This is a genomic window from Terrabacter sp. 01T434, assembly GCF_056398545.1.
Genome location: NZ_JBFTPP010000002.1, coordinates 20,436 through 42,170, shown reverse-complemented (window position 1 = coordinate 42,170; position 21,735 = coordinate 20,436). Strand labels below are relative to the sequence as shown.

General features: G+C 70.2%; 25 protein-coding genes. 13 read left to right on the top strand and 12 right to left on the bottom strand.

Annotated features, from left to right (window positions below; genetic code table 11):
• Positions 1-15 precede the first annotated feature (15 nt).
• The 3 genes from AC1DIW_RS05400 to AC1DIW_RS05390 are packed head-to-tail and all read left to right on the top strand — an operon-like array spanning position 16 to position 3,510.
• Complete coding sequence (locus AC1DIW_RS05400) at positions 16-1,515, top strand: CoA-acylating methylmalonate-semialdehyde dehydrogenase (protein ID WP_478106750.1); 1,500 nt, start codon at positions 16-18, stop codon at positions 1,513-1,515.
• Between the two features lie 31 nt (positions 1,516-1,546).
• Positions 1,547-2,479, top strand: coding sequence for a TIM barrel protein (locus tag AC1DIW_RS05395; protein WP_478106749.1), 933 nt, complete (start codon positions 1,547-1,549; stop codon positions 2,477-2,479).
• A gap of 26 nt (positions 2,480-2,505) precedes the next feature.
• Positions 2,506-3,510 (top strand): Gfo/Idh/MocA family protein, encoded by a 1,005-nt coding sequence (locus AC1DIW_RS05390; RefSeq protein ID WP_478106748.1) that lies wholly within the window; start codon positions 2,506-2,508, stop codon positions 3,508-3,510.
• Positions 3,511-3,547: 37 nt separating this feature from the next.
• Here AC1DIW_RS05390 and AC1DIW_RS05385 read toward each other — a convergent pair whose 3' ends face one another.
• The 6 genes from AC1DIW_RS05385 to AC1DIW_RS05360 all read right to left on the bottom strand — a co-directional run bounded on the left by AC1DIW_RS05385 (position 3,548) and on the right by AC1DIW_RS05360 (position 8,279).
• Entirely contained in the window at positions 3,548-4,111 is a 564-nt protein-coding gene (locus AC1DIW_RS05385) for a DUF6529 family protein (protein ID WP_478106747.1), read from the bottom strand.
• Between the two features lie 39 nt (positions 4,112-4,150).
• Positions 4,151-5,020, bottom strand: a complete 870-nt coding sequence (locus AC1DIW_RS05380; RefSeq protein ID WP_478106746.1) for a sugar phosphate isomerase/epimerase family protein — start codon at positions 5,018-5,020, stop codon at positions 4,151-4,153.
• The gene (locus AC1DIW_RS05375; RefSeq protein WP_478107071.1) at positions 5,017-5,625 is read right to left on the bottom strand and encodes a Gfo/Idh/MocA family protein; all 609 of its coding nucleotides are present in this window, start codon (positions 5,623-5,625) and stop codon (positions 5,017-5,019) included. Before AC1DIW_RS05375 ends, AC1DIW_RS05380 begins: the two co-directional genes overlap by 4 nt.
• A gap of 12 nt (positions 5,626-5,637) precedes the next feature.
• Entirely contained in the window at positions 5,638-6,087 is a 450-nt protein-coding gene (locus AC1DIW_RS05370; protein ID WP_478106745.1) for a Gfo/Idh/MocA family protein, read from the bottom strand.
• Positions 6,084-7,088 (bottom strand): Gfo/Idh/MocA family protein, encoded by a 1,005-nt coding sequence (locus AC1DIW_RS05365; protein WP_478106744.1) that lies wholly within the window; start codon positions 7,086-7,088, stop codon positions 6,084-6,086. Before AC1DIW_RS05365 ends, AC1DIW_RS05370 begins: the two co-directional genes overlap by 4 nt.
• Before the next feature lie 138 nt (positions 7,089-7,226).
• Positions 7,227-8,279 (bottom strand): LacI family DNA-binding transcriptional regulator, encoded by a 1,053-nt coding sequence (locus tag AC1DIW_RS05360; RefSeq protein WP_442278747.1) that lies wholly within the window; start codon positions 8,277-8,279, stop codon positions 7,227-7,229.
• 163 nt (positions 8,280-8,442) lie between these two features.
• On the opposite strand from AC1DIW_RS05360, the gene AC1DIW_RS05355 reads away from it, so the two are divergent.
• Complete coding sequence (locus tag AC1DIW_RS05355; RefSeq protein ID WP_478106743.1) at positions 8,443-9,624, top strand: phytanoyl-CoA dioxygenase family protein; 1,182 nt, start codon at positions 8,443-8,445, stop codon at positions 9,622-9,624.
• Between the two features lie 186 nt (positions 9,625-9,810).
• On the opposite strand, the gene AC1DIW_RS05350 is transcribed toward AC1DIW_RS05355, so the two are convergent.
• Both AC1DIW_RS05350 and AC1DIW_RS05345 read right to left on the bottom strand, forming a co-directional pair.
• Positions 9,811-10,254 (bottom strand): PA2169 family four-helix-bundle protein, encoded by a 444-nt coding sequence (locus AC1DIW_RS05350; protein ID WP_442278749.1) that lies wholly within the window; start codon positions 10,252-10,254, stop codon positions 9,811-9,813.
• Positions 10,255-10,363: 109 nt separating this feature from the next.
• Entirely contained in the window at positions 10,364-10,684 is a 321-nt protein-coding gene (locus AC1DIW_RS05345; RefSeq protein ID WP_478106742.1) for a hypothetical protein, read from the bottom strand.
• A gap of 450 nt (positions 10,685-11,134) precedes the next feature.
• Between AC1DIW_RS05345 and AC1DIW_RS05340 the strand changes: the two genes are divergently transcribed.
• The 6 genes from AC1DIW_RS05340 (at position 11,135) to AC1DIW_RS05315 (ending at position 16,734) form a co-directional block, all read left to right on the top strand.
• Positions 11,135-12,679: an HD domain-containing phosphohydrolase gene (locus tag AC1DIW_RS05340; protein ID WP_478106741.1), complete on the top strand. Its 1,545-nt coding sequence runs from the start codon at positions 11,135-11,137 to the stop codon at positions 12,677-12,679.
• Positions 12,680-12,754: 75 nt separating this feature from the next.
• Positions 12,755-13,171 (top strand): nuclear transport factor 2 family protein, encoded by a 417-nt coding sequence (locus tag AC1DIW_RS05335; protein ID WP_478106740.1) that lies wholly within the window; start codon positions 12,755-12,757, stop codon positions 13,169-13,171.
• 75 nt (positions 13,172-13,246) lie between these two features.
• The gene (locus tag AC1DIW_RS05330) at positions 13,247-14,839 is read left to right on the top strand and encodes an Hsp70 family protein (protein WP_478106739.1); all 1,593 of its coding nucleotides are present in this window, start codon (positions 13,247-13,249) and stop codon (positions 14,837-14,839) included.
• Positions 14,840-14,880: 41 nt separating this feature from the next.
• A complete protein-coding gene (locus AC1DIW_RS05325; protein WP_442278754.1) occupies positions 14,881-15,312 on the top strand; it encodes a DUF309 domain-containing protein in 432 nt (143 codons plus the stop codon).
• A 104-nt stretch (positions 15,313-15,416) separates the two neighbouring features.
• Positions 15,417-15,821: a hypothetical protein gene (locus AC1DIW_RS05320; RefSeq protein WP_478106738.1), complete on the top strand. Its 405-nt coding sequence runs from the start codon at positions 15,417-15,419 to the stop codon at positions 15,819-15,821.
• Positions 15,822-15,954: 133 nt separating this feature from the next.
• Complete coding sequence (locus tag AC1DIW_RS05315) at positions 15,955-16,734, top strand: TIGR01458 family HAD-type hydrolase (protein ID WP_478106737.1); 780 nt, start codon at positions 15,955-15,957, stop codon at positions 16,732-16,734.
• A 305-nt stretch (positions 16,735-17,039) separates the two neighbouring features.
• On the opposite strand, the gene AC1DIW_RS05310 is transcribed toward AC1DIW_RS05315, so the two are convergent.
• Complete coding sequence (locus AC1DIW_RS05310) at positions 17,040-17,183, bottom strand: RNase H family protein (RefSeq protein ID WP_478107070.1); 144 nt, start codon at positions 17,181-17,183, stop codon at positions 17,040-17,042.
• Positions 17,117-17,503: a ribonuclease H family protein gene (locus AC1DIW_RS05305; protein WP_478106736.1), complete on the bottom strand. Its 387-nt coding sequence runs from the start codon at positions 17,501-17,503 to the stop codon at positions 17,117-17,119. The genes AC1DIW_RS05310 and AC1DIW_RS05305 overlap by 67 nt, the downstream gene beginning before the upstream one ends.
• A gap of 354 nt (positions 17,504-17,857) precedes the next feature.
• Here AC1DIW_RS05305 and AC1DIW_RS05300 point away from each other — a divergent pair, with 354 nt between their 5' ends.
• Positions 17,858-18,511 carry an O-methyltransferase gene (locus AC1DIW_RS05300; protein WP_478106735.1) on the top strand — a complete coding sequence of 218 codons (654 nt, stop codon included), beginning with the start codon at positions 17,858-17,860 and terminating at the stop codon, positions 18,509-18,511.
• Between the two features lie 695 nt (positions 18,512-19,206).
• On the opposite strand, the gene AC1DIW_RS05295 is transcribed toward AC1DIW_RS05300, so the two are convergent.
• Positions 19,207-19,503 carry a WhiB family transcriptional regulator gene (locus AC1DIW_RS05295; RefSeq protein ID WP_478106734.1) on the bottom strand — a complete coding sequence of 99 codons (297 nt, stop codon included), beginning with the start codon at positions 19,501-19,503 and terminating at the stop codon, positions 19,207-19,209.
• A gap of 428 nt (positions 19,504-19,931) precedes the next feature.
• On the opposite strand from AC1DIW_RS05295, the gene AC1DIW_RS05290 reads away from it, so the two are divergent.
• Both AC1DIW_RS05290 and AC1DIW_RS05285 read left to right on the top strand, forming a co-directional pair.
• Positions 19,932-20,378 carry an SRPBCC family protein gene (locus AC1DIW_RS05290; protein WP_478106733.1) on the top strand — a complete coding sequence of 149 codons (447 nt, stop codon included), beginning with the start codon at positions 19,932-19,934 and terminating at the stop codon, positions 20,376-20,378.
• Between the two features lie 106 nt (positions 20,379-20,484).
• On the top strand, positions 20,485-21,123 hold the full coding sequence (locus tag AC1DIW_RS05285; RefSeq protein ID WP_478106732.1) for a TIGR03085 family metal-binding protein: 639 nt from the start codon (positions 20,485-20,487) through the stop codon (positions 21,121-21,123).
• 89 nt (positions 21,124-21,212) lie between these two features.
• On the opposite strand, the gene AC1DIW_RS05280 is transcribed toward AC1DIW_RS05285, so the two are convergent.
• The gene (locus tag AC1DIW_RS05280) at positions 21,213-21,677 is read right to left on the bottom strand and encodes a cupin domain-containing protein (RefSeq protein ID WP_442278765.1); all 465 of its coding nucleotides are present in this window, start codon (positions 21,675-21,677) and stop codon (positions 21,213-21,215) included.
• Positions 21,678-21,735 lie beyond the last annotated feature (58 nt).

The window sequence follows — 21,735 nt, the reverse complement described above, 5'->3', positions numbered from 1 at the left end:
GAGAAGGAAACCCTCATGACCACGCCAACCCGCATCACCCACCTCATCGACGGCCGGCCGTGGACCGGCACCGCGGAACGCACGTCGCCCGTCTTCAACCCCGCGACGGGCGAGCAGACCGGCGTGCTCGACCTCGCCTCGGCCTCGCTCGTCGACGAGGTCGTCAAGAGCGCGGCCGGCGCCTGGGAGGGTTGGGCCGAGGCCTCGCTCGCCAAGCGGACTGCCGTCCTGTTCGCCTTCCGCGAGCTGCTCAACGACCGCAAGGAGGACATCGCCGCGCTCATCACGGCCGAGCACGGCAAGGTGCTGTCCGACGCGCTCGGTGAGGTCACTCGCGGCCTGGAGGTCGCCGAGTTCGCCTGCGGCATCCCGACACTCATGCGTGGCGGCTTCTCCGAGAACGCCTCGACCAACGTCGACGTCTACTCGATCCGCCAGCCGCTCGGCGTCGTCGCCGTCATCTCCCCGTTCAACTTCCCGGCCATGGTGCCGATGTGGTTCATCCCCGTCGCCATCGCGTGCGGCAACGCCGTCGTGCTCAAGCCGTCGGAGAAGGACCCGTCCGCGGCTCTTGCGATCGCCGCCCTGTGGAAGGAGGCCGGTTTGCCGGACGGCGTCATGCAGGTCGTCAACGGCGACAAGGAGGCCGTCGACGCGTTGCTGACGCACCCCGACATCAAGTCGGTGTCCTTCGTCGGCTCGACCCCGATCGCGAAGTATGTCTACGAGACGGGCACCGCCCAGGGCAAGCGCGTCCAGGCGCTCGGCGGCGCGAAGAACCACATGCTCGTGCTGCCCGACGCCGACCTCGACCTCGCCGCCGACGCCGCCGTCAACGCCGGCTTCGGTTCGGCGGGGGAGCGGTGCATGGCGATCTCGGCCCTCGTCGCGGTCGAGCCGATCGCCGACGAGCTGATCGGCAAGATCAAGGACCGGATGGGCAAGCTCGTCACCGGCGACGGCACGCGGGGCTGCGACATGGGCCCGCTCGTCACGTCCCAGCACCGCGACAAGGTGACGTCCTACCTCGACGCCGGGGTGTCCGAGGGGGCGACGCTCGTCGTCGACGGACGTCGGGACGACTACGACTCGGACGGCGAAGGCTACTTCCTCGCGCCGACGCTCTTCGACAACGTCAAGCCCGGCATGTCGCTCTACGACGACGAGATCTTCGGGCCGGTGCTGTCGGTCGTGCGGGTCCACTCCTACGACGAGGGGCTGAAGCTCATCAACAGCAACCCCTACGGCAACGGCACCGCGATCTTCACCAACGACGGCGGCGCGGCGCGCAAGTTCCAGCGCAACGTCGAGGTCGGCATGGTCGGCGTCAACGTGCCGATCCCCGTGCCGGTGTCGTACTACTCCTTCGGCGGGTGGAAGAACTCGCTCTTCGGCGACACCCACGCCCACGGCATGGAAGGCGTCCACTTCTTCACCCGGGGCAAGGTCGTCACGTCGCGATGGCTCGACCCGAGCCACGGCGGACTCAACCTCGGCTTCCCCCAGAACGACTGACTCCCAAACCTTTCGAGAGGAACGACCAACGATGGCCGAGTCCAAGGCCCGCAACACCGACGAGCGCTACAGCAAGCTGACGATCGGCGTCTGTCCCGACCAGTGGGGCGTCTGGTTCCCCGAGGACGACAAGCAGATCCACTGGGAGACCGCCCTCGACGAGATGGCCGAGGCCGGCTTCTCGGTGATGGAGACGGGGCCGTTCGGCTACTTCCCCAAGGACCCGAAGCGCCTGCAGGAGGAGATGGACCAGCGCGGCTTCAAGGTCGTTGCCGGCACCGGCTGGGGCATCCTCCACAAGCCGGAGGCGTGGGCCGACACCGAGAAGACCTTCCGCGAGATCGCCGAGACGCACGCTGCCGTCGGGGCGGAGTACATCGTGCACCTGCCCCCGATGTTCCGGGACGAGAAGACGTGGGACTACACCGACGACCGCGTGCTGTCGACCGAGGCCTGGAACGCCTACATCAGCAACGCCGACCGGCTCGGTCGCATCATGAAGGAGGACTACGGCCTCCAGATGGTGCTGCACCCGCACGGGGACAGCCACATCGAGACGCCCGAGGACATCGACCGGGTCTTCCAGGCCACTGACCCGGACTACGTCGGCTTCTGCCTCGACACGGGCCACATCGTCTACGGCGGCGGCGACCCGATGGAGCTGTGCCGCAAGTACCCCGAGCGCATCTCCTACGTCCACATCAAGGCGATGGACGAGGGCCTCGTCAAGCAGGCGCACGACGAGGACTGGCCCTTCGGCCTGGCCGTCGCCAAGGGCTGCTCGGTCGCGCCGCCGGCTGGCGCTCCCGACATGCCGGCCTTCGTCGAGGCCCTCGCCGACCTCGACAAGGAGCTCTACGTCGTGTGCGAGCAGGACATGTACCCCTGCGACCCGTCCTACCCGCTGCCCAATGCCATCCAGACCCGCGAGTACCTCGCATCCATCGGTCTCGGCCTCCGCTGAGCCCCAGTGACGAAGGAGTCACAGCAATGACCGTTCGCATCGGCATGATCGGCCCCGGCGGCATGGGCCAGGCCCACATCGACCGCATCCACACCGTCATCGCGGGCGGCCGTGTCGTCGCCGTCGCCGATGTCGACGAGGTGCGCGCCAAGGAGGTCGCCGACCGGATCGGTGGGACCGCGTACGCGTCGTCGGGCGACCTCATCGCCGCCGACGAGGTCGACGCCGTGATGATCTGCAGCTACGGCCCCGCTCACGAGGTCGACGTCCTGGCCGCGATCGCGGCCGGCAAGCCGGTCTTCTGCGAGAAGCCGCTGACACCGACCGCCGAGGCGGCGCAGCGGATCATGGAGGCCGAGCAGGCGGGCGGGCGCCGCCTCGTGACCGTGGGATTCATGCGTCGCTTCGACCGCAGCTACCGGCAGATGAAGTCGCTGCTCGACTCCGGGGAGCTCGGCGAGACGCTCATGGTGCACTGCGCGCATCGCAACGCGACCGTGCCCGAGCACTACACGTGGGACATGGCGATCAACGACACCGCGATCCACGAGGTCGACACGATGCGGTGGCTGCTCGGGGAGGAGTTCGTCTCGGCGCGCGTCGACAAGCCGAAGAAGACGTCTCTGCGCTTCGAGCACCTGCAGGACCCCTTGGTGCTGGTGCTCGAGACCGAGTCCGGCGTGCGCGTCGACGACGAGATCTTCGTCAACTGCCAGTTCGGCTACGACATCCGCTGCGAGGCGGTTGCCGAGAAGGGGACGGTCTCGTTGGGGGACCAGAACGCGATCGTCGTGCGCGACGGAGTCGGGGTGCGCAACTCGATCGCGCGCGACCACAACGACCGCTTCTGGGGGGCGTTCGTCACCGAGGTGCAGGAGTGGATCAGCGCCGTCGCACGAGGGGAGCACACGGGGTCGACGTCATGGGACGGGTATGCCGCCGCGTGCGTCTGTGACGCCGGCGTGCGTGCGCTCACCGACGACGGCGTCGTCAAGGTCGAGATGATCGCCAAGCCCGCCTTCTACGCCTGATCCGTCCGGCGGCCAAGGGCTGGCCCGTTCTGCGGGGTCAGCCCTTGGCGGCGAGGTACCAGACGGCGGATGTCAGCACGACGGCAACGAGGAGCGCGAAGAGCAGGCCGCCCGCCACGGGCAGGAACCAGCCGGGCGCGCGCCTCGACCGCACCGCGGTCACCTTGACGACGAGCGCACCGATGACGGCGCAGCCGAGGAGGCCGTGCACCACCGTCCGGGTCGGCACGGGCTCGCCGTCGGCCAACGTCCCGGACTCCAGGCCCAGCGCCCAGAGGCAGTGGTAGGCGACGACGACGATGAGCACGACCGTGACCGCGCCGGAGACCCGGTGTGCCGTTCCCAGCCAGGACGGCGGTTCGACGCCGAGCCGGCCGTAGATCCAGAGTGCCCCGACGAGCTGGACCACGGCGAGGATCCCGATCACGATGGTGAGCACGACCTTCATGTCGATGACCGTGTGGAAGCCGAGCGTCGTCGTGCCGGCGAGGGTCGGGTCGTGCACCTTGCCGAACACCCCGACGAGCAGCGCGACGACCGCTCCTGCGGCAAAAGCCGTCAAGGGGACGGCCATGTTCCTCGACGGCGCACTTGCTGCCATGGGGTCAGGATGCTCCCGCACGGCGATCGAGGGAAGGGGTCAGTCCGACGTCGCCGCGTCGAGCGCGTTCCTCGCGCTGTCGGCGGCGCGGGCGAGCGCCTCGCCGACCGGCCGGGCGCGGTGCTCGTCGGAGAGGATCTCCACACCCCAGGGCCCGTTCCAGCCAGCCGTGCGCAGGGCCGTGATCATGCCCGTCAGGTCGAAGGTGCCCTCGCCGCAGTACCGGCGGCGGTGGACCGTGTCCTCGAACAGGGTCCCGACGACGTCGGCGTCGGCGTCGTTCAGCTCGACCCCGATGATCCGGTCCAGCGGCACGACTGCGAGGTCGGACACCGGCGTGTGCGCACGGGCGACGTGCCACGTGTCGATGATGACGCCGCCCGCCTCGTGCCCGGCGTCGGTGACGAGCTGCAGTCCGTCGTGCAGGGTCTTGATGTTCGACCACGGGAAGAACTCGATGCCCAGGCGCGCACCCACGCCCGAGGCCTGGTCGGCGAGCCCCGCGAACCGCGACGCCCAGACCGCGCGGTCCCACGGCCCGTCGTCGCCGTCGGGGGTCACCTTGAGGTGGCGCGGCTCGAGCACCTCGGCCGCCTCGAGGAGGAGGTGGCGGACCCGGTCCGACTCCGCACGGTGGGGCCCTTCGTCCCACCACCAGGGGATCCCCTCGAGCTCGAGGTGGACGATCCCGTTGTCGGTCAGCAGGTCACGGATCCCGCTGAGGCCGTAGGTGGTCACGGCGCCCGGAAGGTCGTCCGAGAGCAGGCCGAAGCCCCGGAAGCCGGCCGCCGAAGCGGCCTCGACGCGTTCACGCAGGGTCAGCGGGCTGCGCAGGTCCGGGCGGTCGGAGGCGGCATCGCCCGCGCTCGTCCAACAGGTGGCCATCAGCTCGTCGGTGGGCATCGTCATCGGTGGTCGCTCCCGGAGTGGGCGTCGGAGGGTGTGGTGGTGTCGGAGTGGGACGGGCGCGGTGGCAGGCCGATCGCCTCGTAGCACTCGTCGATCAGACGCATCGTCCGGACGGCATCGGCCGCGTCCGTGCGGGCCGGCGCACCGGTGCGCACCGCCGTGGTGAGGGCTTCGAGCTGGTAGGTGTAGGAGGACCGGCGGCCGAGGTGTTCAGTGCGGCTGCCCTCGCTGGTGGTCACGATGAGCCGGTCGTCGTGGTGCGGGTTGACGAAGTCGGTGATCACGGCCTGACCGGCGGTGCCGACCAGGCGGTGGCTCATCTGGTGGCGGTCGCTCGCCATGTTGCAGCCGGCGGTCCCGGTGACACCGTTCGGGAACGCCAGCTCGGCGGTCAGCCACTCGTCGACCCCGGGCTGCCCCGGTCGTTCCCCGCCCGTCGCGCTGACGAGCGCAGGCTCCCCGCCGGCGAACGGGGCCAGGATGCGCATCGAGTGCAGGCTGTAGCAGCCGAGGTCCATGAGGGCGCCCCCGCTGAGCTCCAGCGACCAGCGCGGGTCGTCGGCGTCAGGCGCGGGCATGTCCATGACGGTCTCGACGTGTCGCAGCTCGCCGAGCTCCTAGCTGGCGAGGATCGCGTGGAGGCGCGCGACCAGCGGATGCCAGAGGTAGTGGAACCCCTCGAAGAACATTCGGTCGGTGGTGCTCGCCAGGGCGGCGACGTCCTCCGCCTCGACCGCGTTGCTCGCCGAGGGCTTCTCCGTGAAGACGTGCTTCCCGGCGGCGAGGGCGGCCTTGTTCCAGGGTGCGTGGAGGCTGTTGGCCAGCGGGTTGTAGACCGCCTCCACGTCGGGGTCGTTGATGACGTCGAGGTAAGACTGGTGCACCTTCTCGACGCCATGGGCCTCGGCGAACGCCGCCGCACGGGCGGGATCCCTCGCCGCCACGGCGACCAGTCGGGTGCCGGTGACGCGCGCCGGCTTGATGACGGCCAGGTCCGTGATGCGGGCGGCCCCGAGGAGGCCGAGCCGCAGGGGCTCCGCGGCAGCGTCACCGTGGGGCATCGTCATCCGCGCCGCACCTCATCGACCCGCACCGGGCGGTGCTCCCGGAGTGACAGCGTGGCAGCCTCGGCGATGAAGGCGACGGCCAGGGCGTCGTCGACCGTGCAGGGCGACTTCCGCTGTCCGGCAACGACATCCGTGAACGCCTGCAGCTCTGCACGGAAGGCGGCCGTGAGTCGGTCCATGAAGAAGGTGGCGGGTGGCCCAGTGGGCCAGGTGGCGCCGGGCTCAAGGTTGCGCAGTGGCGTTGCATCGGTCCACCCCGCGGCGACGCTGTCACTGGTGCCGTGCAGCTCCAGCCGGACGTCGTAGCCGCGAGGGTTGTAGCGGGAGTTCGACACGACCGCGGTGGCGCCATCGTCGAACGTCAGCACCGTGGCCGCGGTGGCGACGTCACCCAGCTCTGCGAAGACGTCGTCCCCCCGGGCGCTCCCGGTGGCGTAGACCTCGACGACCTCGCGGCCCGTGACCCACCGGACGGTGTCGAAGTCATGGACGCTGCAGTCCCGGAAGATGCCTCCGGACGCCTCGAGGTAGGGACGTGGCGCGGGCGCGGGATCCAGAGTGGTGGACCGCACCGTGTGCACCCACCCGAGCTCACCGGACTCCACTGCCGAACGGGCTGCGCTGAAGGCGGGGTCGAAACGACGCGGGTAGCCGACCTGCACGGGCGTCCCGCTGGCGCTCGCGTAGCGAGCGATCTCTACGGCCTCGTCGAGATCACCGGACAGAGGCTTCTCGCAGAACACGGGGACGCCCGCATCCACCCCCGCACGGATGAGTTCGGTGTGGGCCGTGGTGGCCGCCGCGATGACGATGGCGTCGACGCCGCTGCGCAGCAGAGCCTGCGGCGAGTCCGCTGGGTCGGCGCCCACCCGCTCCGCCACACTCTTCGTGGCAGCGGGGACGACGTCGGTCACCACGAGGGACTCGACGGCGGGGAGCTGGGACAGGGTATCGGCATGGAAGGAGCCGATTCGGCCGAGTCCGATCAGGCCAAGGCGCATGGTTCTCCTCGAGCGGGCGAAGGGGCGACGCCGACCCGCCGAGGCGACCGATGACGTCGTGGTCCCGGTTGATGACCCCATCGTGCAGTGGCGACGGCTGCCATGGCAGCACCTCGACCCCTCAGAAAGACCTCAGCGTCAGTGCACGCGGGTGCGGGGAGGGATGTTGTATGCCGTGACGACCTCGACGTTGGCCGCCACCGAGGTGGGTGCGCCACGCAACAGGCGGTGCGCTCGCATCAACTGACGCACGCCGTTGCGCATGTCCGCGTGGAGGTCGTGGTGCAAGACCGCCGTGAGCACACCCGAGCGCAGCAGCTCGACGTTGTCCTCGTCGAGGTCGTGCGCGATGAACACGGTCGGTCGGCGGTCCGCCGCCGCGCACGCCTCGGCGATGGCCCGGTTGCCGCCGCCGACGGAGTAGACGGCGCGCACCTTCGGTTGCGCCGCAAGCAGATCGGACACGAGGGCGCTCATCGTGGCGTCGAGCCCGTCGCTGTCGGTGATGGTGTGCACGCGCCGTGCAGGGGAGAGACGTGCGAGGGCCGCCCCGAAGGCGGCGGCCCTCTCCCGTTCCCCGAAGAACGACGACCGGCTCAAGGTCAGCAGGACGTCACCGGGACGGTCCCCGAGCACCTGGGTCACGAGGTAGGCCGCCGTGGCGCCGGCCGCGGCGTTGTCGAGCCCGACGTAGGCCACCCTCGCGCTGTGGCGGACGTCCGTGACGAGCGTGACAACGGGGATGCGGCGTTCCGCGAGCCGCCCGATGGCAGCGGCCACCCCGGGGTCGTCCGGTGCCTTGAGGATCACCCCGTGACAGACGCGGCCTCGACGACCGAGACCGTCGAGGACCTCGACGGCGGCGTCGACGTCAGCGTTCTCGCGTAGGTGAAAGCGGGCCCGCACGGCGGCCGGACGCGCCGCCGGCAGCTCGTCCTCGAGCGCAGACCGGACGGCGGAGCTGAAGCGGGACGGCGCCTGCACCACGACGTCGAGCAGGATCGTGCGGGCGGCCAGGCGCAGCTGCGTCTGCTGCCGGTCGAGGTCGAGCACGGCCCGTTCGACGGCCTGGACCGCCCGGGGGCTCGCGCCCGGACGGCCGTGGAGCACCCGGTCGATCGTCGCCTCCGAGAGGCCCGACTGCTCGGCGATGTCGCGGACCCGGTGCGACGTGGATCGCTGTGGAGCCATGAGCCGGAGCCTAACGCCGGGCCACTGTGCCTGAGGTCTTTCTGAGGTCTTCGGCGGCCTGACCGGGGGCGGTCACGACCGCATCCTTGAGAGATCACCCCACCACCCTCGCCACCGTCCGCGCCGTCAGCCGGTGAGCACCGTTCAGCCCGAGGAGGGCACCATGACCGTCACGTCGACCAGCTCAGCGACGCGCTGGATCCGTCCCGAGGATGCCCACCTGTCCGACCTGCTCGAGGTGCTCACCGAGCAGACCCACTTCGCCGACTACCCCCATGCGACCCGCGTCGAGCAGCAGGTGCTCGTCTACGACTGGGCCACCCTGCGGCATACGGCAGCAGACGACGCGTCCCGTCGCGACGTGCAGGCGGAGCTGGCCCGGGCGCTCTCGGACGGCCCCGGGATCGTCGTGCTGGCAGGCGCGTTCGACGCCGAACCCCTGGACCGCGCCACCGCGGCCTTCGAGCAGATGATCGCCGACCAACGCGCCAACGGCGTCGCGGCCGGCGACCACTTCGCCAAGCCGGGCGCCAACGACCGCATCTGGAACGCCCTCGAGAAGCTCGCCGTCGCCGACCCCGAGGCATTCGTCGACTACTACGCCAACGACGCCGTCGCGCTCGCCGCGCAGGCCTGGCTCGGGCCCGGCTACCAGGTCACCTCGCAGCTCAACGTCGTCAACCCCGGAGGCGCCGGGCAGACGGTCCACCGCGACTACCACCTCGGGTTCCAGTCGGCGCAGACGTGCGCCGCCTACCCGGCGCACGTGCACGCCCTCTCGCAGGTGCTCACCCTGCAGGGCGCGGTGGCCCACGTCGACATGCCCGTGGAGTCGGGCCCGACGCTCTACCTGCCGCACAGCCAGAAGTACGCGCACGGCTACGTCGCCTACCAGCAGCCGCAGTTCCAGGACTACTTCGTCGGCCACCACGTGCAGCTGCCCCTGTCGGCCGGCGACGCCGTGTTCTTCAACCCGGCGCTCTTCCACGCCGCCGGGACCAACCACACGACCGACGTGCGACGCATGGCGAACCTCCTGCAGGTCAGCTCGGCCTTCGGGCGCGCGATGGAGACCGTCGACCGCGCCCGCGTGGTGGAGGCCGTCTACCCGGCCCTGCTCTCGGCGCGCACCGCCGGCATGCCGGGTCGCGACGTCGCCAACGTCGTCGCCGCCAGCGCCGAGGGCTACGCCTTCCCGACGAACCTCGACCGGGACCAGCCCGTCGACGGCATGTCTCCCCCGACGCAGGCCGCCATCGTCTCGGACGCGCTCGCCGCCGACCTGCCCACTCGCGAGCTGGTCAGCAAACTGCGACAGCAGCTCTCGGGGCGCGAGAGCCACTGACCCTCCGCGCCGACTGAGGAACCGGAGCCGCCGCGCCGCCCAGTGCCGTCGTCGGAACGACAACACCCCTCCGAGGGCTTCATTCCTCGGAGGGGTGTCGACCAACCGGTGTCGCTTACCGCGTCAGGAGCCAGGCTCCCGAGGCTGCGTCACATCCCCGACTCACCGGGTCGGGGAGGCATCGGGTCAGTCCGCGATCTGGAGGGCCTTGACCTCGTCGCGAGCCGCCACGATGGCGGCGTGCTGGCGGGCGACGACTGCACGGAAGCCTGCGCTGAGGTCCGCCTTCTCGGCCTTCTCGTACTCCGAGACCGCGTGGTCCTCGCCCGTGACCGCGGCACCGAGGACGCTGCTCGCGTCGTCACCGGTCAGGGCGTCCTTGAGCGAGATCCACCCGCGGTGCAGGGCCGCGGCGGCCGAGCCGCTCTCGTCGACGTCGTCGCCGTACTCGTGGCCCATGGCGACGATCTCGTTCCGGAAGCCCGCGCGCTGCTCAGCGAGGCGCTGCAGGGTGGTGGCCCACTCGGCGCGGTCGCTGTCCCGCAGCTTCTCGGCGGCGGAGGCGAAGCCTCGCTCGCCGTCCTTCAGGGTCTCCACGAGTTCCTTGGCGACGTTTGCGTCGTCCGACATGTGCGCTCCTTCGATCGGGGTGCTGGACTCACGAGTCCTACCCGCCTGAGCAGTCGACCAACCTCCCACGTCCGTTCCCACCCGGAGCCACGGGCCGGTCAGATCGGCGCTAGACGATCAAGCCGACCACCCCACTGAAGGCGGTCCAGCCGCCGAGGACGCACGCGACGGCCAGTGCGATGGTGCCCAGGGTCGAGGGATCCGTGCGGCGGGACCGGAAGCCCACGATGACCGCGGGGATCGCGACGGCGAGGACGGCGACAGGGACGAGTACGTGCAGCCACAGGGGCGCCGACCGCGAACCCCCGTTCGTGACCGCGTCGGACACGTAGTAGAGCAGCAGGCCGGCGGCAGCGACCCCGAACCCGAGGGCGACAGCGGTCCAACCGATCGGGGAGTGCGGCGCGAACGCCTTGACCGCGTTTCTCATGGGGGCGCCCCTTTCGATGGCCCGCGAGTCTGCTCCCCTCTCTGACATCGTTGCCGATGAGCTGCGCGCAGGGACGCGAATGAACCGGTCAAGCGCGACGTACAGCAGTCCGGAGGCTGGCCCTCCAGAGGTGGGTTGCTAGAGGACGACGAGCAGGCCCGCCCCGACGCCCAACAGAGCGGCCATGCGCCGCAGCGAACGCGACGACGAAGAAGGCCGGGACGAGGGCGATGGAGATCCACGCCCGGGCCAACGGGCTCCGGGTCCGCGGGCCCTGCTCGTCCGCAGCGTTGGTGGACGAGCTGGTCGTATGCGTCGTGCTGGCCATGATGAGCGCCTCCTCCAGTGCAAGCGTCGCTCGCCGTGCAGGGCGTGAGAAGAGGCGAAGGTCCTTGCACTGTCGCTCTGCAGCGACCCGGGTGGGGCCGGTGACGGCGCTAGACTCACGACGTGCCGAGCCGGGTCCGCGTCGCGGGAGTCGTGGCTGCGCTCTCGGTGACGAGTGACCTGACTCGAGGCCGTCCGCCGGGAGAGGCCATGCGGGCGTGCTTGGTGGCCGGCGAGCTGGCTCGCCGTGACGGTCTCCCTCCGGTCCGTCTGGGCGAGGTCTACTACTCGACCTTGATGCGCTATGCCGGGTGCGCGGCCACCTCGCACGAGGCGGCGGCGGCCTTCGGCGGCGACGACATCGCGGTGCGTGCCCGCGGCGACCTCGTCGACACGGCCCGTCCGGCGGAGGCCGTGCGGTTCCTCGCGAGCCTTGGCACCGGGGTCGAGCGGCTTCGCGTGCTGGCACGGATGCCGAGGGTCCCCGGCCTGGTGGCAGCGGCCGCGCGTGCCGACTGCGAGGTGGGCGCCGAGCTGACCACGCTGCTCGGCCTGCCCTCGGCGGTCACGGCATCCGTGCTGTGCGCCTTCGAGCGGTACGACGGGAAGGGCGCGCCGGTCGGTCGGTCGGGGGACGAGCTGCCGGAGCCGGCCCGTTACGCCGCGGTCGGCCACGCCGCCGTCATGTTCGACGCCGTCGGTGGGCCGGGTCTCGCCGTCGAGAACCTCACCCGGTGGTCCGGACGTGCCCTGGACCCGCGGACCACTGGCAGCTTCCTCGACGCGTCGCGCGAGCTGCTCGAGCTCGCGGATCCCGAGGACCTGTGGGCGACGGTCGTTGCCGCAGAGCCGGATCCGCACCGCTTCTTCCGGGACGACGACCACCTGGACGAGGTGCTGGCGGGGTTCGGCGATGCGGCCGACCTCAAGGCCCCGTTCTTCCAGGGCCACTCGCGTGGTGTGGCACTGCTGGCGCGGGCAGCGGCCCATGAGCTCGACGGCATCGAGCCGAGGCTGGTGTACCGCGCCGGGCTCGTCCATGACCTCGGCCGGGTGGCCGTCCCGACGGGTGTCTGGGAGCAGCCCCGGGCGCTGCGACCAGAGGAATGGGAGCTGGTGCGCCTGCATCCCTACCACTCGGGCCGGATCCTGTCGCGGTCGCCGGAGCTGGCGCCGCTCGCGCCGATCGCGAGCCGACATCACGAGCGGCTGGATGGCTCCGGCTACCCCATGGGCGTCCAGGCCGGCGAGCTCGACGCCGCCACCAGGCTGCTCGCCGCCGCGGACGTGTGGCACACGCTGGGGGAGCCACGGCCCCATCGGCCCGCACATCCACCTGCGGACGCCGCCCGGCTGATCTCGGCCCTGCCGCTGGACCGGGACGCCGTCCGCGCCGTCCTGGCTGCCGCCCACGGCCCGCGGCCGACGTTCCCGCCGCTGCCGGTCGACCTCACCGGACGGGAGCTGGAGGTGCTGCGCCTCCTGGTCGACGGGCTCACCAAGAAGCAGATCGCCGAACAGCTGTTCATCTCGCCGGCCACGGTGCACACCCACACGGTGCACGTGTACGCCAAGTGCCAGGTCACGACCCGCGCCGGTCTGGCGATGTTCGCCATGCGCCACGGCCTCGTCGCGGCACCCGTCCGGGCCGGACCGGATATCGACTGAACGGTCGATGTGCCGGTCGCCCGCCCCCTCCTAGCGTGGGCCGGACCAACCAAGCACCGACCTCAGGAGGACCTGATGACCACCATGACCCACTCCACCGCCGAGACGGACGTCCAGGCGGTGCGGTCCGGTTTCGAGGCTGTCGGCACCGGCGACCTCGCGGCCTTCGCGGACGGCTTCCACGCCGATGCGACCTGGAACCACCGCAACCCCGACCGGCTCGGCGGGATCAAGCACGGCATCGACGAGATCCTCGCGTTCCTCGGAGCCTCGATGGAACTGACCGCCGGCACGCTCCGGCCGGTGCCCGAGCTGTTCATGCCCGACGGCGCCGGACACGTGGCGGTCCTCACCCGGATCACGGGGGCGCGCCCCGACGGCCGCACGTTCGACGACACCCAGGTCCTCTACTTCCAGCTCGAGGACGGCAAGGTGCGTTCCGTCGACCAGTTCGTCGGCGACCCGCCCGCAGTGATCGCGTTCTGGGCCTGAGCGGGCGCACGAGCGCCGTCTCGTCAGCTGGTCGCTCGGCTCTGTGGTCTCGGCGCTGCCGCCTAGCCTTGTGGGATGGATCTCGGCCTGGACTTCGGCACCACGCACACCGTCGTGGCCCACGGCGACCGCGGCAACTACCCGGTCGTGTCCTTCCTCGACGAGGACGGCGACGCCCGTGACCACTTCCCCTCCGTCGTCGCGGACGACGCGGGCACGCTGGTCTACGGCTTCGCGGCGCTGGAGGCGGCCCGACGCGGTATGCCGTGCGCCCGCTCGTTCAAGCGGGTGCTCGCCGAGCCGCGGGTCACGCCTGACACGCTCATGCGTCTCGGTGACCGCGAGGTGCCGCTCTTCGACGTGCTGACCGGGCACTTCTCGGCCGTGCTCGACGCGCTCCGGACCGCGTCGAGCATCGAGGGCCGGCTGGAGGGGGCGGTCCCGCCCCGCGCCATGCTCGGTGTGCCGGCCCAGGCCAACAGTGCCCAGCGCTTCCTCACGCTGGAGGCGTGCCGACGTGCCGGTTTCGACGTGGCCGGCCTGGTCAACGAGCCGTCGGCAGCCAGCTTCGAGTTCGCGCACCGGCAGGCCCGGTCGATCACCTCCCGGCGCGACCTCGTCATCGTCTACGACCTCGGCGGCGGCACCTTCGACGCCTCGCTGCTGCGGCTGTCGGGCACCCAGCACGAGGTGCTCGACTCCTTCGGCGTCAACCGGCTCGGCGGTGACGACTTCGACCACGCCCTCGCCGAGGCAGCCCTGCAGGGTGTCGGCCGCTCGGGGACCGAGCTGTCCGAGGCGTCGTGGGCGAGCCTGCTCGAGGAGTGCCGCGAGGCCAAGGAGCGCATCGGCCCGCAGTCACGCCGGGTCGCCGTCGAGGTGCCCGCGGCCGAAGGCGAGGCCGGCACCGCGGTGACCGTCCCCGTCGACGACTTCTACGCCGCGGTGACTCCGCTGGTCACGGCGACGACCGAGGCGATGGAACCGCTGGTGCAGTCCCTGAGCTCGCCCGACGGGGACGGTGACGAGCTCCAGGGGGTGGCCGGCATCTACATCGTCGGCGGCGCGAGCGGACTACCGCTGGTCCCACGGCTGCTGCGGTCTCGGTTCGGCCGCCGCGTGCACCGCTCCCCGATGCCGAGCGCCTCCACCGCCATCGGCCTGGCCATCGCGGCCGACCCCGACGCGGGGTTCTCGCTGCGCGACCGGCTGTCGCGCGGCTTCGGCGTCTTCCGGGAGCGCGAGGGTGGGGCCGCGGTGTCCTTCGACCCAGTCCTTGACCGGTCGCTCCGGACCACCGACGCACTCGGCGACCCGGCATCCGCCGAGCCGGTGGTGGTGACGCGCCGCTACCGGGCCGCCCACAACATCGGCTGGTTCCGCTTCGTGGAGTACTCCTCCGTCGACGACCAGGGCGAGCCCCGCGGGGACCTCACGCCGGTGGCCCAGATCGTCTTCCCCTTCGACCCGGAGCTCCAGCGGACGGTGAGCCCGACCGGAAGCGAATCCCCCGCCGAGGCCTCGGCCCTGCGCGAGGTGCCCATCGTGCGCCTCGAGGCCGGCCCGCTGCTCGAGGAGCGCTACACCGTCGACCCGGCCGGCATCATCGAGCTGTCCCTCACCGATCTCACGACCGGCTACCGCCAGGAGCACGTGCTCCACGTCTGATCCGGATCGGACCGGGTGCGGCCCCTTGGCAGACTGGTCGTATGACGGGACCTGATCGTGACCGGGACGCCGTAGGCCGCGCGCGCCAGGGGAGGCCTCGCGACGCTCTGGGCCGGCCTTTGCCCTACGGCGCCGAGGGTGTCGAGCCGGTGTCGGAGGAACCGCTGCCACCCGAAGAGACACTTGCAGCAGCGCGAGAGCTCGTGGGAGCAGGCCGTCCGTTCTCCGCGCACGAGGTGCTGGAGGCGCGTTGGAAGGCGGGGCCGGTCGAGGAACGGGACCTGTGGCAGGGGCTCGCGCAGGTCTGCGTCGCGATGACACATGCCGCCCGCGGAAACCAGGTCGGAGCCGATCGACTCTTCGACCGGGCCGCGGAGCGGTTGACCGCCTTCGAGGCGACCGGCCGCTGGGCCTACGGCCTCGACGTCAACGCCGTCATCGAGCAGGCGCGGAGTCACGTCGGGAAGCTGTAGGCGCAAGCCCGGAGCGCCGTGAGGTGATGCCCGTCGTTGAACGATGCAATGATCACGTCGCCTCGCGACCACTGTCACGGAGGCCCCCGACGCAAAGGAGCGCGATGACTCACACCGTCACCGAGGGCCTGGCCGTCGCAGCCTGCGGACTGCTGCTGCTCGCCGCCGCGTTCCAGCTGGGGCTCAGCGCCGGGGCCCCATGGGCAGCAGCCGCCTACGGCGGCCGCGTGGCGCTGTCCGACGGCCGACTGCCGAGCAGGTACCGCGCCGCCAGCCTGGTCACGGCCGTGGTGCTGATCGCGATCGGCTGGCTGCTGCTGCTTCGCGGCGGAGTGGTCGGCTCCACGTCGCAGAGCTCGGCGCTGATTCTGGCGTGCTGGGTGTTCGCCTTGCTCTTCGCGGTGAACACCGTGGGGAACCTCGCCGGCCGGCACCCCCTGGAGCGATGGGGCATGGGAGCGCTGACGGCGTGCCTCGCTGTGCTGTGCGTTCTCCTCGGTCTCGGCTGATCGCCGACGCCCGGCACGCGGCGGGATGACTGTGAGGATCGCCAAGGCAGCCTGACGGCGCTGGGTCGGGCCCTGCCGGAGGGACGGGCCCGGGGAAGCCATGCCCCGCGCGTTGGCGCATGATGATGGAGACGTGCGCGGGGTGCTGCTCGATCTCGATGGTGTCGTCTACGTCGGTGACCGGCCGGTGCCGGGCGCCCCCGAAGCCATCGGCTGGCTGGAGCGTGAGGGCATTGGACACCTCTTCCTGACCAACACCACCTCGCGTCCGCGGCTGGCGGTGGTCGCCAAGCTGGCTGGTCTGGGGATCGCGGCAGGGGTGGACCAGGTCCTGACACCGGCCGTGGCTGCAGTGACCTGGTTGCGGCGCCAAGACGTCACTCGGCCCGCCGTCTTCGTCCCGGAGGCCACTGCTGCGGAGTTCGCCGAGCTGGATCCCCTGCCGGACGGGCTCGAGCACGGGGCTGGTGCGGTGGTCATCGGCGACCTGGGCGAGGGCTGGAGCTACTCCGCGCTCAACCGCGCTCTTCGTCTGCTGATGAGCGACCCTGCAATCCCTCTGGTCGCCTTGGGGATGACCCGGTACTGGCGAGCCGAGGACGGCCTTCGCCTCGACGCGGGCGCCTTCGTGCGGGCGTTGGAGTATGCCGCGGGCCGGACCGCGGTCGTCGTCGGGAAGCCCGATCGGACCTTCTACGGCGCCGCGGTCGAGGCCCTGCACCTTCCGGCCGACCAGGTCGTCATGATCGGCGACGACATCCACACCGACATCGAGGGTGCCCAGCTGGCGGGGCTGACCGGAGTGCTCGTGCGCACGGGCAAGTTCCACGCGTCCGATCTCCACGGCGGGGTGAGCCCCGACGCGGTGTTCGACTCCGTGGCTGACCTGCCACGACGGTGGGCCGAACTCTGACCGAAGCCGATCGCTTGGGTGGGCGAGCTGGAAAACCGCCTCAGCCCCTTCGGTCCCGATGCAGAATTCGCAGCATGATGATCCGCTGGGGTGACGAGGATGCCGATGACGTCACGGCATACGACCTTCCCCGTGGCACGTGCCCAGCGTGCGGGGGCGGCCAGGTCCGGCATCTCGTGATCGGCCTGCCCGCTGACCCGGAACCCCTGACGAGCACGCCGCCGTGGGTCGAGTGGGTGGGCTGCCTTCACCCCGGGTACGACCGCGAGTGTGACCGTTGCGGTGCCCAGTGGGAGTCGGAAAATTCAGCGTCCTGACGCTGCGCGACCGCCTTGCTCCCGGCCGAGACTGGCCGCCACGGCGAGCCGGTCGACGAGGTCGTTCATCTCGTGGCCGGAGTGACCCTTGACCCATTGGAAGGCAACGTCGCCGCGCTCCTTGACGGCCAGTACGACCGCTCCCATAGGTCACGGTTCGCCACCGGCTTCTTCGCCGATGTGGTCCAGCCGCGCTTGAGCCACCCGTCCCACCACGTGTCGCGGAAGCAGTTCACGACGTAGGTCGAGTCGCTCACCACGACGAGCGGGCCAGAGAGTGAGGTGACGGCCTCCAGGGCTGCGCGGATCTCCATCCGCTGGTTGGTGCTCGGTCGTTCCGAGCCCGACGCGAAGTGGTCGTGGTCGATCGCCCAGGCCCATCCACCCGGGCCCGGGTTCCCCGAGCACGCGCCGTCGGTGTAGACGAAGGTCGCACCCTCGGGAGCGACCATCGCTGGCCTCGACGCCCGGGCCTTGCCCGCGGTCCGGCCATGCGGCGAACTGGACGTGTTCGACTGTGGCGTGGTCAGGCCCGGGAGCGCGAGGTCGTCCCGGCAGTCGGTGTGCACCCAGCCCGTGGCGTCGCTGCCGGCGCCGACGATCTCGTCGCCTGCTCGGATGGGTGCCTGACAGCGCGTACAGCGTCCCGGAAACTTGGCCAGCACGGTTCTCCTCGAAGCTCAGTGCGCCGCGCGGACGGTCGCCTGCACGGCCCGCCCACACGATCCGCGGATCCGAGCGTAGTGACAGCGCCAAGACGTCCTGAACGCACCCGCACCGCGCGACGGCAGGCGTAGCGTCCGAGGATGCGCAGCTTCCCGGTGACCGACGAGATTCGTTCCTACGCCGTGGCTCACGGGACTTGGCGCCCGGACGGTGTGGTGCGTGAGCTGCAAGCGCAGACAGCCGAGCTGGGGGACCCGGCAGGCATGCAGATCGGCGACGACCAAGGCCAGCTGCTCACGATGCTCGCTCGGCTGATCAACGCGCGCCGAGCGGTCGAGGTGGGAACGTTCACCGGCTACTCGAGCCTGTGCATCGCTCGGGGCCTGGCCGAGGGAGGCTCACTGCTGTGTTGCGACGTCAGCGTCGAGTGGACGGAGTTCGGTCAACGCGCATGGGCCGCGGCCGGTCTGGCCGACCGGATCGAGCTGCGCATCGCACCGGCGATCGACACCCTGCGCGCCCTACCCCTGGCGGCAGACATCGACCTGGTCTTCATCGACGCGGACAAGCCCTCCTATGCCGCCTACTGGGCTGAGCTGGTGCCGCGCGTCCGCCCCGGCGGTCTGTTGCTTGCGGACAACGTCCTGTGGAGTGGCCGGATCGCCGACCCGGAGGCGACAGACGCCAACACCACCGCCCTGCGCGCCTTCAACGACGTGGTCGCCTCCGACGATCGCGTCGAGGCCATGGTTCTCACCGCATTCGATGGTCTGACCGTCGCCCGACGGCGGTGACGCAGCCTGCGAGAGCAAGCAATCCTGGCGATGAAGCGCATGCGTGACAACGCTGACCGGCCGTGGGTGCAGCCGCCGGCCGCAGGCTGGGTGGGCCGAGCAGCGACTTGAGCTCTGAAGCGGCGTCCGGCTGCGCCCCTTCGAGGGTCGACTGCGGCGGTTAGACGCAACTCCGTGGGGAGGCGGACCGGTGCCGGAGACTCTCAACCCTGCAAACGGCGGGCCGCGGTCAGTTAGCGGACGGCTGTAACCGCTCCTTCAGGCTGGAGAAGGTTTGCACGGTCGGCGTGTGATCGGCGACTTGAAGCCATTGTGTCCTCCGGGCCATAGAAGGCTCCGTGGGCAACACCAGGCAGGCCCAGTACGGAGTCCACCTCGTCTCTCGACAGGTAGCCGGCGTGACCTGCCACGCGGGTGATCACGTCAACCAGGAGCTCGATCTCCTCGAGCAGCTGATCGTCGACGAGGTCGCGCCGCGGCGGCGGTGCGGGATCATCCGTCCCCTGAACGTGAGGGGTGCCTTCTGGCATGGGGTTGTCTCCTCTTCAGGCGCCCTGTATGGCCGTCCTGTCGCGCATAGGAGCGGCCCCGTCCCACTTGTGGCGAGGAGCTGCTCCGTGCGACGGAGCCGCGATCTCCGACCGACCGGACGGTCACGAACCGATCTACCGGTCACCTCGCATCGCCAAGCGCGCTTACCTGGCCTGTGACTCCATTCCTGCCCGAAGGGCAGACTTCCATGAGGTGATGTCGGGCCGCTTCCGGAGCAGCGCTCGGCGCTCCCGCTCGGTCATGCCTCCCCACACCCCAGAGTCTGTCCTGCTGTCCAAGGCCTCGGCCAGGCACTGCGCGAGGACCGGACACGTCTTGCAGACGGCCTTTGCGGCATGCTGGGCCTTGCCCCGGACGAACAACGACTCAGGGTCTTGGCCGGCACAGTTGGCCTCCCTGGCCCACTCGTCCACCCACAGATCCAACGCGACAGCACTCATGTCAACCACCCCTCCCCGGCCCGGCGCCTCCCATGACTACCGAGCCGACCCGGGCCGTCACACCGGCCCCGATCATGCGGACCCCCCACAGGCCCAAGGACAGACACTACGAGCGCAAACCCTGTCCTGATATAGCCCATTTAGACCGTTTTGAGCACGCCATGACTAGTCACTTTCGCCGAGTCTTTTCTGGTCACTCCAGTCGGCTGGAGAGAGAGCTGCAGCAGTTGCGAGCCGACGTGGAACGGACGCGGAGCTGGGGCTCTGCCCTTCGTCGTCCTCGCCCGAATTGCGGCGAAGTGTCGGGCCGTGCAGTTGCGGCGGTCGACGGGTGCCAGCTCGGGCATGGCAGGCGAACGCACGGGGCGGATTGCCGCGCGCGTGCCCGTGAGCCGTCCCGTCGATCCGGTCGGAAGTAGGCTCCTGCGATGACTGTGGACGTGGTGACCTCTATCGAGACCGACGTTGCCCGCGATCAGGTTGCCGCCTTCGCCTCGGATCCCGAGAACGCCCCTCGCTGGTACGTGAACATCAGCTCCGTCGTCATGGAGACTCCGCCACCTGTCGCTGTCGGGTCGCGTATGGCGTTCGTTGCACATTTCTTGGGCCGGCGGATCGCGTACACCTACGAGGTTCGCGAAATGGTGGTCGGCGAGCGGTTCGTGATGAGCACCGCTGAAGGCCCGTTCCCGATGGAGACGACCTACACCTGGTCCGATACGGCGACCGGTGGTACCCGAATGACCCTGCGCAACCAGGGAGAACCGACAGGCTTCGGCCAGCTCGCCGCGCCCGTGATGGCACGCGCCATGCGCCGCGCCAACCTCAAAGACCTCCGGACCCTCAGGAGCCTCCTCGAGAACGCGGCCACTTAGGCCCCCATCAGTGGGAACGCAGGCACGATGATCGGCAAGCGGCGGTAGGACGCTGTCTCGAGCATCGCTCGCCGACCGTCGCCCCGTGCGTGGCTACGCTGTGGGCGTGAGTCGGCCCTTCTTCGACGCCTCGGAGAGGGCGGCGCTGTGCGACCTTCTCGACCAGTTGGGGCCAGACGCCGCAACTGTTCTCGCGCCGTGGACCACCCGCGACATCGCCGTGCATTTGGTCCTGCGTGAGCGCGACCCGGTGGCCGGCCCCGGGCTGGTGGTGCCTGGCCCGTGGGCGCGTCTCGCCCAGCGTCACCATGCGCGTGCGGCGACGAGGGACTACTCGCAGCTCGTCGCGTCGGTCCGGTCGGGGCCCACCGGAGTGTTCCGGCTCAGCTGGCTCAGACACGTGCCGAATCTCAATGAGCTGTTCGTCCACCACGAGGACGTCCGCCGTGCGAACGGCGGCGCCCCTCGGGACCTCGACCCGGCTATGAGCCGGGCGCTCTGGGGGAACGTTCGCAGCGGAAGCTGGCTCCTGGCTCGCCGACTGCGCGGTTGTGGACTTGAACTGCACAACGCCTTGACCGGAGAGACAGTCCGCGCCCGGCGCGGCCCGGACATGGTCCGACTCGACGGAGAACCAGGCGAACTCTTGCTGTATCTCTTCGGGCGTCAAGATGTTGCTGACGTCCAGATCGAGGGCCCACCGCGAGCCGTCGAAGAGGTGACGTCCACCCGGTTCGGTCTCTGAAGAATCACCGACGCGCCGCTATGAGGATGACCGACTGGCTGCGGAAGGACGCGGTTATCGTTGCAGATTTGCTGTTCGGGCCGCTCAGCCTAGGCGTGTTGGTCCGCGGCCGAGTCTGGTTGTACCGACCAGTCTGCGGGTTCGTCGTCGGTGTCGGTGTCGGCGATCGCCTTGGTCTGGTGGACCTTGCCTGGTGTGTGGTGTTGCGGCGCGTAGACGGTGTAGACCTGCATCGGCTCGTCGCCGACGTTGGTCACGTTGTGCCAGCTGCCGGCCGGAACGATCACGCACCAGCCGTCGGTGACCTCTTGGTCGAAGGTCAGTTCGTCCTTGCTGGGTCCCATCTGCGCCCGGCCGCGGCCGCGGTCGAGTCGGATGAACTGGTCGGTGTCGGGGTGTTTCTCCAGTCCGATGTCGCCGTTCACTGGGATCGACATGAGCGTGACCTGCAGGTACTTGCCGCTCCAGGCCACGGTGCGGTAGTTCGCGTTGTCGAGCGTCTCGCCCTCGAGGTCGAAGGCCTGAGGATTGGGGCCGATGTCGGTGATGCTCATGGTTTCGACCCTAGCCTCGCTCGGACGTGACTGGACTGCTTCCTTGATCAGGGCAGTC

Bases quoted from the DNA above. Each gene is read 5' to 3' on its own strand.
- AC1DIW_RS05335 (WP_478106740.1), top strand. From the start codon at position 12,755: ATGACCACCATGACCCACTCCACCGCCGAGACGGACGTCCAGGCGGTG.
- AC1DIW_RS05345 (WP_478106742.1), bottom strand. From the start codon at position 10,684: ATGAGAAACGCGGTCAAGGCGTTCGCGCCGCACTCCCCGATCGGTTGG.
- AC1DIW_RS05305 (WP_478106736.1), bottom strand. From the start codon at position 17,503: ATGGTCGCTCCCGAGGGTGCGACCTTCGTCTACACCGACGGCGCGTGC.
- AC1DIW_RS05330 (WP_478106739.1), top strand. From the start codon at position 13,247: ATGGATCTCGGCCTGGACTTCGGCACCACGCACACCGTCGTGGCCCAC.
- AC1DIW_RS05400 (WP_478106750.1), top strand. From the start codon at position 16: ATGACCACGCCAACCCGCATCACCCACCTCATCGACGGCCGGCCGTGG.
- AC1DIW_RS05365 (WP_478106744.1), bottom strand. From the start codon at position 7,088: ATGCGCCTTGGCCTGATCGGACTCGGCCGAATCGGCTCCTTCCATGCC.
- AC1DIW_RS05380 (WP_478106746.1), bottom strand. From the start codon at position 5,020: ATGACGATGCCCACCGACGAGCTGATGGCCACCTGTTGGACGAGCGCG.
- AC1DIW_RS05300 (WP_478106735.1), top strand. From the start codon at position 17,858: ATGCGCAGCTTCCCGGTGACCGACGAGATTCGTTCCTACGCCGTGGCT.
- AC1DIW_RS05350 (WP_442278749.1), bottom strand. From the start codon at position 10,254: ATGTCGGACGACGCAAACGTCGCCAAGGAACTCGTGGAGACCCTGAAG.
- AC1DIW_RS05280 (WP_442278765.1), bottom strand. From the start codon at position 21,677: ATGAGCATCACCGACATCGGCCCCAATCCTCAGGCCTTCGACCTCGAG.
- AC1DIW_RS05295 (WP_478106734.1), bottom strand. From the start codon at position 19,503: ATGAGTGCTGTCGCGTTGGATCTGTGGGTGGACGAGTGGGCCAGGGAG.
- AC1DIW_RS05360 (WP_442278747.1), bottom strand. From the start codon at position 8,279: ATGGCTCCACAGCGATCCACGTCGCACCGGGTCCGCGACATCGCCGAG.
- AC1DIW_RS05355 (WP_478106743.1), top strand. From the start codon at position 8,443: ATGACCGTCACGTCGACCAGCTCAGCGACGCGCTGGATCCGTCCCGAG.
- AC1DIW_RS05370 (WP_478106745.1), bottom strand. From the start codon at position 6,087: ATGACGATGCCCCACGGTGACGCTGCCGCGGAGCCCCTGCGGCTCGGC.
- AC1DIW_RS05395 (WP_478106749.1), top strand. From the start codon at position 1,547: ATGGCCGAGTCCAAGGCCCGCAACACCGACGAGCGCTACAGCAAGCTG.
- AC1DIW_RS05385 (WP_478106747.1), bottom strand. From the start codon at position 4,111: ATGGCAGCAAGTGCGCCGTCGAGGAACATGGCCGTCCCCTTGACGGCT.
- AC1DIW_RS05390 (WP_478106748.1), top strand. From the start codon at position 2,506: ATGACCGTTCGCATCGGCATGATCGGCCCCGGCGGCATGGGCCAGGCC.
- AC1DIW_RS05325 (WP_442278754.1), top strand. From the start codon at position 14,881: ATGACGGGACCTGATCGTGACCGGGACGCCGTAGGCCGCGCGCGCCAG.
- AC1DIW_RS05290 (WP_478106733.1), top strand. From the start codon at position 19,932: ATGACTGTGGACGTGGTGACCTCTATCGAGACCGACGTTGCCCGCGAT.
- AC1DIW_RS05320 (WP_478106738.1), top strand. From the start codon at position 15,417: ATGACTCACACCGTCACCGAGGGCCTGGCCGTCGCAGCCTGCGGACTG.